8 protein-coding genes are annotated in these 9,279 nt (G+C 57.5%); 6 read left to right on the top strand and 2 right to left on the bottom strand.

All coding sequences use genetic code 11. From position 1 onward, the window contains the following. Positions 1-79 precede the first annotated feature (79 nt). The 5 genes from ACLI4M_RS09015 (at position 80) to ACLI4M_RS08995 (ending at position 5,565) form a co-directional block, all read left to right on the top strand. Positions 80-1,576, top strand: a complete 1,497-nt coding sequence (locus ACLI4M_RS09015) for an EAL domain-containing protein (RefSeq protein ID WP_048917832.1) — start codon at positions 80-82, stop codon at positions 1,574-1,576. Positions 1,577-1,683: 107 nt separating this feature from the next. Beyond that, positions 1,684-1,857 carry a hypothetical protein gene (locus ACLI4M_RS09010; protein WP_166643139.1) on the top strand — a complete coding sequence of 58 codons (174 nt, stop codon included), beginning with the start codon at positions 1,684-1,686 and terminating at the stop codon, positions 1,855-1,857. Then, the gene (locus ACLI4M_RS09005; RefSeq protein WP_253537724.1) at positions 1,838-2,323 is read left to right on the top strand and encodes a hypothetical protein; all 486 of its coding nucleotides are present in this window, start codon (positions 1,838-1,840) and stop codon (positions 2,321-2,323) included. Before ACLI4M_RS09010 ends, ACLI4M_RS09005 begins: the two co-directional genes overlap by 20 nt. A gap of 204 nt (positions 2,324-2,527) precedes the next feature. After that, a complete protein-coding gene (locus ACLI4M_RS09000; RefSeq protein WP_133622431.1) occupies positions 2,528-3,802 on the top strand; it encodes a C4-dicarboxylate transporter DctA in 1,275 nt (424 codons plus the stop codon). A 272-nt stretch (positions 3,803-4,074) separates the two neighbouring features. Continuing rightward, entirely contained in the window at positions 4,075-5,565 is a 1,491-nt protein-coding gene (locus tag ACLI4M_RS08995) for a M16 family metallopeptidase (protein WP_048917830.1), read from the top strand. Positions 5,566-6,024: 459 nt separating this feature from the next. On the opposite strand, the gene ACLI4M_RS08990 is transcribed toward ACLI4M_RS08995, so the two are convergent. Both ACLI4M_RS08990 and ACLI4M_RS08985 read right to left on the bottom strand, forming a co-directional pair. Next, on the bottom strand, positions 6,025-6,900 hold the full coding sequence (locus ACLI4M_RS08990) for an alpha/beta hydrolase (RefSeq protein ID WP_048917829.1): 876 nt from the start codon (positions 6,898-6,900) through the stop codon (positions 6,025-6,027). Between the two features lie 374 nt (positions 6,901-7,274). Continuing rightward, the gene (locus ACLI4M_RS08985; protein WP_133622432.1) at positions 7,275-8,207 is read right to left on the bottom strand and encodes a sugar kinase; all 933 of its coding nucleotides are present in this window, start codon (positions 8,205-8,207) and stop codon (positions 7,275-7,277) included. A gap of 285 nt (positions 8,208-8,492) precedes the next feature. On the opposite strand from ACLI4M_RS08985, the gene pdeH reads away from it, so the two are divergent. Beyond that, positions 8,493-9,266, top strand: a complete 774-nt coding sequence (gene pdeH / locus ACLI4M_RS08980; protein WP_133622433.1) for a cyclic-guanylate-specific phosphodiesterase — start codon at positions 8,493-8,495, stop codon at positions 9,264-9,266. The last annotated feature ends 13 nt before the right edge of the window (positions 9,267-9,279 follow it).

Below are 9,279 nucleotides of genomic sequence, written 5' to 3'. Positions count from 1 at the left end.
GATAGCTTAACAACCCGCAGTCATAGGATATACTCAGGGCGATTTTAGTCCTTTCAGCAGAGTTCTTCGGAGAGCAGGCTTGCGAGTTAGTCGTTCATTAACGATCAAGCAGATGGCGACCATTTCCAGCGTTGCGGTGGTCACGATTTGTATTTTTATCGTCATACAGCTTTTCCATTTTGTGCAGCAGCGCAGGATTGACTACGCCCAGCAGATGGAGAACGTGGCGCATACCGTGCGTCAGCCGCTGTCGCAGGCGGTGCTGAAGGCGGACATTCCTCAGGCTGAATTTATCCTCAACTCGCTGCGCCCGGCCGGTATTCTGGCGCGGGCGGAAGTGGTGCTGCCCAACGGCTTGCAGGCGCTGCATACCGATTTTGAACCCGAAAAGCCGGTGCCGCAGTTTATCGCCCGGCTGTTTGAACTGCCGGTGCAGATCACCGTGCCGCTCTATTCGGTAGAGCCGGCCAACCCGAAACCGCTGGCGCTGCTGGTGCTGCAGGCCGATTCATGGCGCGTATATCAGTTTATCCTCAGCGCGGTTTCCACCATGGTGACCACCTATCTGCTGCTGGCGCTGATCCTCTCGGTGTCGATCAGCTGGTGTATCAACCGCCTGATGGTCAGGCCGCTGCGCACCATCGCTGCCGAGCTGCAGGACCTTAGCCCGCAGCAGAGTATCGGCCATCAGCTGCCGCTGCCGAAATACCATCGTAACGATGAAATAGGCATGCTTATCCGCAACTACAATCGCAACCAGCTGGCGCAGGCGGCGCTGTATGCCGAGCGCCCTGCTGACCAGAGCAGTGCGGCAAAGCCGCGCACGGTGTGCGAGCAGGATATTGTGCGCGCGCTGCAGCAGCAGCAGTTTGCCCTGTGGCTGCAGCCGCAGATCGATATGCGCAATGGTCAGCTGGTGGGGGCCGAAGCGCTGCTGCGCATGCGCCAGGCCGACGGCAGCTGGTCGCTGCCGGACGATTTGATCCCGTGCGCGGAGGAAAAAGGGGTGATTACCGCGCTGGGCCGCTGGGTGTTTGAAGAGTCCTGCCGGGTGCTGGCGGGCTGGCAGCAGCAGGGCATTACGCTGCCGCTGAGCGTCAATCTCTCCGCCGTGCAGCTCAGCGATCCATCAATGGTCAGCCATTTACAGAATTTGATTACGCAGCATCAGATCTGCCCCGGCAGCCTGGTGCTGGAGATCACCGAAACCGCGCAGATTGGCGAGCCGCAGCAGGCGCTCAGCCTGTTGCAGCAGCTGCGCCAGGTGGGCGTATCGGTCGCGCTCGACGATTTTGGCATGGGCTACGCCAACCTCAACTGGCTGAATCAGTTCAAAGCCCTGCCGATCGCCAAGCTGAAGATGGACCGCAGCTTTGTGGTGGCGCTGCCCGAAGATGACACCATGGTGCGCATCGTCGCGGCTATTGCCGAGATCATCACGCTCGACGTGGTGGCCGAAGGGGTGGAAACCGAAGCGCAGCGCGACTGGCTGCTGGCACGCGGCATCCATATCGGCCAGGGTTACCTCTACTCCGAAGCGCTGCCGCTGGCGCAGTTCCAACAGCAGTACCTGTAAAATCCTGCTATTTCACTCACTGATTTTGCATATAAAAGATGCAACGCCAATGACAAAGCGAGGATGGCTGGTGTACAATTATTCAGCAACTTGCATCAGGAGGTGATATGCCTGCAAAAAATCTGACTCAGAAAGAGATTATTCAAGCTCTGTCTGATGCACAAAAAGCTGGATCTGTTCAGCTGACAGGAACAAGGGAAGAGCGCCGCGAGCAGCTTCGTGAGATGCGCCGTAAAGATTTTATCCAGGAAGGATATCGCATTGGGCAAACATCAACCTAAGCGCTTTTATTTTGCACGTCTCGAGATTGCGGTAAAATTTGCGTCGACCAGTGCGAAGTTCGGTTATGACGCAGAAGACCAGCAATATTATGAAGATGCTTTGCTCGATCTCCAGGATGTCTGGGAGCAGCAGGGCTATATTGAAATCTACGACCCATCCTCGCACGGCTATTCCGCTCACTACCCTCTGGCCAAAGACAGTAATTCTGTCGCTGGCTCATCCCCCGACTATACGGGCCTGTACCATGCTCGCTTACTCAAAACGGGTGAAGTCGATCCGTTGGTGATCGTGACATTTCAGGGCATGATCGTTGACCAGCAAAGATATGAACGGGCAGTTATAGAAGCGTTGATCTATCACGACCTGATGTTTTTGCCCATGGGTCAGAAGACACCGCAGAACAAGAAAAAGCAGCGTGAATGGGTTCGTCATAACCTGGACTCCAGCGACGAAAACGCCAGTTAGTTGCTAAAAGCGTCATATTGAATTGATTAGGCGCCATTTCACTTTCTTTAGTTATACAAGTCGGGGCTGAAGTGATTCAGCTCATAAAACCAGGTTATGGAAGCCGCCGGGCCTGGTCGGGCTATATTAATCCTGTTAACTGGATGTTACTTTCGCGCTGTCACTGATTATAACAACAGCAATTCAGCCGTTAACGGATACCTTATGAAAAAATCCCTGTTCAAAAGTCTCTATTTCCAGGTGCTGACTGCCATCGCGATTGGCGTGCTTCTGGGCCATTTCTATCCTGAGCTGGGCGCGCAGATGAAGCCGCTTGGCGATGCCTTCGTCAAGCTGATCAAAATGATTATTGCCCCGGTGATCTTCTGTACCGTGGTGACCGGCATCGCCGGAATGGAGAGCATGAAAGCGGTCGGCCGTACCGGTGCGGTCGCGCTGCTCTACTTTGAAATCGTCAGCACCATTGCCCTGATTATCGGCCTGGTGGTGGTTAACGTGCTGCAGCCGGGCGTAGGGATGAACGTTGACCCGTCGACGCTGGATGCCAAAGCGGTGGCGATGTATGCCCAGCAGGCAGAGCAGCAGGGCGTGATCGCCTTCCTGCTGGATGTCATCCCCAGCAGCGTGATTGGCGCCTTCGCCAGCGGCAACATCCTGCAGGTGCTGCTGTTCGCCATCATGTTCGGCTTCGCGCTGCACCGCCTGGGCGACAAAGGCACGCTGGTGTTTAACTTTATCGACAGCTTCTCCAAGGTGATTTTCGGCATCATCAACATGATCATGCGCCTGGCGCCGATCGGGGCATTTGGTGCCATGGCCTTCACCATCGGTAAATATGGCGTTGGCTCGCTGGTGCAGCTCGGCCAGCTGATTATCTGCTTCTATATTACCTGCGCGCTGTTTGTGGTGGTGGTGCTGGGGCTGATTGCCCGTATGGTCGGCTTTAACATCTTCAAATTTATCGCCTACATCAGAGAAGAGCTGCTGATTGTGCTGGGGACTTCCTCTTCTGAATCTGCGCTGCCGCGCATGCTGGATAAGATGGAAAAGCTCGGCTGTAAGAAATCGGTGGTGGGGCTGGTTATTCCTACCGGCTACTCGTTCAACCTTGATGGCACCTCGATTTATCTGACCATGGCGGCGGTGTTTATCGCCCAGGCGACCAACAGCCATATGGATATCTGGCATCAGATCACCCTGCTGGTGGTGCTGCTGCTCTCCTCGAAAGGCGCCGCGGGCGTGACGGGGAGTGGCTTTATCGTCCTGGCGGCTACGCTGTCCGCAGTCGGGCATCTGCCGGTGGCCGGGCTGGCGCTGATCCTTGGTATCGACCGCTTTATGTCCGAAGCGCGTGCGCTGACTAACCTGATCGGTAACGGTGTGGCGACGGTGTTTGTGGCGAAATGGGTTGGCCAGCTGGATGAGACGCAGATGAAAGAGACGCTGAACGCAAGAAAACAAGCTGAAAAAACGGCCTGATATCACGGCATAAGTGCTTAATTCATTAAATATTGCCCCAAATGCCCGTCGTGACTTGCCCTCACGACGGGCATTTGCATAATAACCCCCAAGCTATTTTTATGATTTTTCATTCTGCGGTGTGACATCCCCGCCGATGTGTGGTCTAACAAACTGTTCCATTCGCTATTTATATTAAGAACAGTCGCTTCCTGAACGTGCGTACGCGCGATAACGGCAGGCAGTAGATCGCCAGTGATAATTTTTTGGTTTGTGATTGAGTAGGGGTTCACATGCAGGGCACCAGAATTCGTTTATTAGTTGGTGGAATATTGCTGGCTGCGGCCAGCCTGACTGTGCAGGCCGAAACTCTCCAACCCGATCCTGCCTGGCAGCAGGGCAAGCTGGATAACGGTTTCAGCTGGCAGCTACTCACAACCCCTCAGCGCCCAAGCGATCGCGTTGAGATTCGCCTGATGGTCAACACCGGTTCGCTGGTGGAGAGCGCCCAGCAGGCCGGCTACAGCCATTTACTGCCGCGCCTTGCGCTGGTGCATAATGCCGCGCTCGATCCCGCGCAGCAGCGCTCGCTGTGGCAGCAGAGTATGGACCCGCAGCACCCGATGCCGCCGGCCATCACCTCCTACGACTACACGCTCTACAACCTCAGCCTGCCGAACAACCGCCCGGAATTAGTGAAAGAAGCGCTGACCTGGCTGGCGGCAACGGCGGGTAAAATGACCATTAATGAAGAAGTGGTCAATACCGCCAATAATGCGGATGATCCGATTGCCACCTGGCCGGGCAATCCGCAGGATACCTGGTGGCGCTACCGGCTGAAAGGCTCCTCCATGCTGGCCCACGACCCCGCTTCCCCGGTAAAAGTGCCGGTGGATCTCGCCGCGCTCAATGCCTTCTATAAGCAGTGGTACACCCCGGATGCCATGACGCTGTTTGTCGTCGGCAACGTCGACAGCCGCAGCCTGTCTGAACAGATCAACAAAGTGTTTTCGCCGCTGGAAGGCAAGCGCGAACAGCCTTCCGCGATGCCAACGCTCTCCCCGCTGCTGCCGCAGCCGATCAACCTGGCAAACAGCACCCTCAGCCAGGACCGCCTGTCGCTGGTGTGGGATACGCCATGGCAGCCGATCCGCGAGTCGCAAAACCTGCTGCGTTACTGGCAGAGCGATCTGGCGCGTGAGGCGCTGTTCTGGCATGTGCAGAAGGTGCTGAGCGATAACAAAACCCAGGGCATGCAGGTGGGCTTTGACTGCCGCGTGCTGTACCAGCGTGCGCAGTGCGCCATCAACCTGGATGCCGACAATGCCTCGCTGAACAGTAACCTGACGCTGATAGCCAAAGAAATGGTCAACATTCGTGATAAGGGTCTGTCTCAGCAGGAGTTTGATGCGCTGATTGGGCAGAAGAACAGCGAGCTGAACAAGCTGTTCGCCACCTACGCGCGCACCGATACCGATGTCCTGATGAGCCAGCGTCTGCGTTCTCAGCAGAATGCGGTGGTGGATATCGCGCCGGAGCAGTATCAGAAGCTGCGTCAGCAGTTCCTGTCAGGTCTGACGCTGGATATGCTGAACCAGGAGCTGCGCCAGCAGCTGACGCAGGATATGACGATGGTGCTGATGCAGCCGCCGGGCGAGCCGGAAACTAACGTCAAGGCGCTGCAGGAGAGCTGGCAGAAGATTATGACGCCAGAGCCTGCGCCCGCTGCAGCATCCGATGCCGCAGCCGCTCCGTCCGGCGACAGCACCACGCCACCGCAGTAATCATCGCGGGCCAATACCCTGTAGGGGCTGACCCTCTTTTTCGGTCAGCCCGTTATTGTGAATCACCGCCACGGGTCGACCGAAAAAAAGGGTCGACCCCTACCTGCCTGTTACTCTGCCGTCTGTATTATCCAATCCGGGCGCCCAGCCATGCGTTGTATCGGCAGGGGCAACCTCGTATTTGTAGGGGCTGACCCTCTTTTTCGGTCAGCCCGTTATTGCAGATCACTCTGCCGTTTCTGTCACCCAATACTATCGGCAGCGGCAACCTCGTATCTGTAGGGGCTGACCCTCTTTTTCGGTCAGCCCGTTATTGCAGATCACTCTGCCGTTTCTGTCACCCAATACTATCGGCAGGGGCAACCTCGTATTTGTAGGGGCTGACCCTCTTTTTCGGTCAGCCCGTTATTGCGAATCACCGCCACGGGTCGACCCGTACCTGTTGCTCTGCCGTTTGTATCACCAGATACGGGCGCGCAGCCATTCGTTGACCAGCATGGGCCAGCTGGCGAGCGGCAGGTCGGCGACGTTGCGGATGCCGAAGCCGTGGCCGCCTTTCTCATAGAAATGCAGCTCGCACGGCACCTTGTGCTCGCGCAGCGCGCTGAACATCACCATGCTGTTATTCACCGGCACCGACTCATCATCCACTGCGTGGATCAGCAGCGTTTGCGGCGTCCTGTCGCTGACCCGCGTCTCCATCGAGTATGCGTCAATCTCCTGCTGCCCCGGATTTTCCCCCAGCAGCTGCTGGCGTGAGCCGCGGTGCGCCAGGCCATCGCGCATGCTGATCACCGGATAGATCAGTACCAGCGCATCCGGGCGCGGCGAGCGGGCATCGGCGGCATCCTGCACCGGGTAGAGCTTCTCGTTAAAGCGCGTCCCGGCGCTGGCGGCAACGTGGCCCCCGGCGGAGAAGCCCATCATCACGATCCGCTCGCCGTTGCGCCCGCGCAGCGCGCGCTCGCGCAGCACGCGCACGGCGCGCTGGGCATCGGCCAGCGGCGCATCGGCACCTTCATGGTGGCCGTCCGCGGGCAGGCGATAGGTCATCACTGCCAGCGTGTAGCCCATCGCATTAAAGAACATCGCCAGCGCGCTGCCCTCCTTGTCGATCATAATGCGCTCATAGCCACCGCCGGGCGCCACCAGCAGGGTTACACCGTTCGACTGCTCGGGATACCAGATTGCCAGCTCCGGGCAGCGCACGCCGCTGGCGGCGCGATCAAATGGTTCATACTGTGTGGCCAGATCGATAATTTTTGGCTCCGCCCGTGAGTCGCTGGCCCCTGGCGCATCGCCGTTGGGCCAGAGATTAAATATTTCAGCTTTCATGGGCGCTCCTGATTATTGTTATCATTTAAATAAGAGTGTAGATGCCGTAATAGAAATAAACGGGATATCCGTCACGGCGTAATTAGCAGAAGCATTGCCGATTGCAGTCGCTTTCGTCCACTATTTCGCGCACGTTTCAGGCAGTTTCAGAATATGCTCAATTTTCAGGGCTGCAGGCGCTCAGGCAGCAGCGCGCCTGGGTTCAGCGCGCGCTTACATTAGTTTTTTTGCAAGATTTCTCTAAACTCAAACTGTTTATTTAGCCATAAATAAACGTTGTAAATAATAGGCGTTGAAGAGGAGTTTGTGAGGAGTATTAATTTGAGTTAATCAGCGTAAATAAGTCAGGCGGCAGAGTGTGCCGCCTGGCAATATTATTCCGGCATCGCCGCGCGCGGAATGATGGCGCCGCGATGCTGGATCACGGTGCTGGCGGTCAGGTGACCGCGTTTGGCCGCATCGGCAGCGCTGCCTCCGGTCAGCCGCAGCGCCAGATAGCCGGCGCTGAAGGAGTCACCGGCGGCCGTGGTATCCACCACCGCCTGCGGCGGCAGGTGCACCGCCGGCACCTCCAGCAGCGGCTCATCACCCACGGCCACCAGGCAGGCATCGGCTCCACGTTTGATCACCACTTCGCTCACGCCGGCCTGCTGCGTGCGTGCAATCACGGCGGATGCTGGCGCATCGCCCCACAGCAGGGTTTCATCATCCAGCGTCAGGAAGGCGATATCGGTAACGGTCAGCATCGCCCGGTAGGCGGCCTGCGCCTCTTCCCGGCTCGGCCACAGGCGCGGACGATAGTTATTGTCGAAGATGATTTTGCCGCCGTTGGCGCGGCAATCGGCGAGCAGCGCGAACAGTTTTTCGCGCGCTGACGGGCTGAGGATAGCCAGGCTAATGCCGCTGAGGTAGAGGTAGTCGTAATGCGCCAGCTGCTGGCAGATGGCGTCTGCCCGTTCGCCGTCCAGCCAGTAGCGGGCGGCGGCGTCATTGCGCCAGTAGTAAAAGGTGCGCTCGCCGCGGGCATCGGTTTCAATCACGTACAGGCCCGGTAGCTTGTTGTCCATCTGCTGGATAAGGCCGGTGTGCAGCGCTTCCGCCTGCCAGGCGGCGATCATCTCGCGGCTGAAGCTGTCGGTGCCGAGTGCGGTGACGTAATCCACCCGCAGCGCCTGCCGGGCCACCTGGCGGGCAACATACACCGCCGTATTAAGCGTATCCCCGCCAAAACCCCGGCTCATCTCGCGGCCCTGCTGGGAGAGTTCAATCATACATTCGCCGATCACGGCCAGTTTCTGCTGCGTCATAGTCTTCGCCCGATAAAAAATCTGCTCACAGTCTCGCCGGGCGCGGGGCAACAGTCAATGATTTAAAACGTCGTTTTATTTTTATTGTGATGGCGGTTTAGCCGTGACCAACTGCTGATAAAACGCCCCAAAAGGCACCTGTTTTGGCGATTGAAGCGGCAGAATATCGGTGACACTTAACGCAGAGGCGTGACCGTAATGCCGATAAAGTTCTCAGTGCCGTGGCCGATACTTGCAACACGGGATGCCATATGAAGGCGGTCTCACAGATAAAGGGTCACAATAATGGTGCTGAATAGCCTCAGTCACCGGCTACCAAACGCAATTGTTGTTCAAGAGCAGCTTAAAGAACCGGGGTACTGGCAGCAGTGTCAGCGTTCCTATAACTTCCAACCGATTTACCGGGTTGACGGCAGCCTGATGGCAATTGAGTTGCTCACTGCGGTGTTTCACCCCACCGCGCCGAGCCAGAGAGTGTCGCCGGAGCTTTACTTTGCCACGCTGGAAATCAGCCAGCGCCTGCAAATCGTCGCCGAGCAGCTCGACCTGCTGGCGCAATGGGAAGATAAGTTTGTCAGCGCCAGGATTGTGGCCTCGGTCAATATCGACGGCCCGACGCTGCTGGAGATCCAGCACAACCGCACGATTCGCCAGCTGATTGCGCGCTGTCCGTGGGTGCGCTTTGAGCTGGTCGAGCACCACGTGCTGCCGCAGGATGCGATCTTCGCGCAGATGCCGGAGCTTGGCCCGCTGTGGCTGGACGATTTCGGCTGCGGCATGGCGAACTTCTCGGCGCTGACCGAGCTGAAGTACGACTACATTAAGCTGGCTCGCGAGCTGTTTATCCTGCTGCGCGCGAGCGAAGAGGGGCGCAACCTGTTCGGCATGCTGCTGGCGCTGATCAATCGCTACTGCAAAGGGGTGATTGTTGAAGGGGTGGAGACCGAAGAGGAGTGGGAGCAGGTGCGTAACTCCCCGGCCAGCGCCGCACAAGGCTATTTCTTCGCCCGCCCGCTGCCGTTTGACCAGCTGGAGAGCCTGCCGCTAAACCTTGTCTGATGCCTTCTGCCGT

Source organism: Erwinia sp. LJJL01, assembly GCF_047300805.2.
Taxonomy (GTDB): Bacteria; Pseudomonadota; Gammaproteobacteria; order Enterobacterales; family Enterobacteriaceae; genus Erwinia; species Erwinia aphidicola.
This window is presented reverse-complemented; position numbering and strand designations above follow the sequence as displayed.

Coding starts and splice junctions, on each gene's coding strand:
- ACLI4M_RS09010 (WP_166643139.1), top strand. CDS start 1,684: ATGCCTGCAAAAAATCTGACTCAGAAAGAGATTATTCAAGCTCTGTCT.
- ACLI4M_RS09000 (WP_133622431.1), top strand. CDS start 2,528: ATGAAAAAATCCCTGTTCAAAAGTCTCTATTTCCAGGTGCTGACTGCC.
- ACLI4M_RS08995 (WP_048917830.1), top strand. CDS start 4,075: ATGCAGGGCACCAGAATTCGTTTATTAGTTGGTGGAATATTGCTGGCT.
- ACLI4M_RS08990 (WP_048917829.1), bottom strand. CDS start 6,900: ATGAAAGCTGAAATATTTAATCTCTGGCCCAACGGCGATGCGCCAGGG.
- ACLI4M_RS08985 (WP_133622432.1), bottom strand. CDS start 8,207: ATGACGCAGCAGAAACTGGCCGTGATCGGCGAATGTATGATTGAACTC.
- pdeH (WP_133622433.1), top strand. CDS start 8,493: ATGGTGCTGAATAGCCTCAGTCACCGGCTACCAAACGCAATTGTTGTT.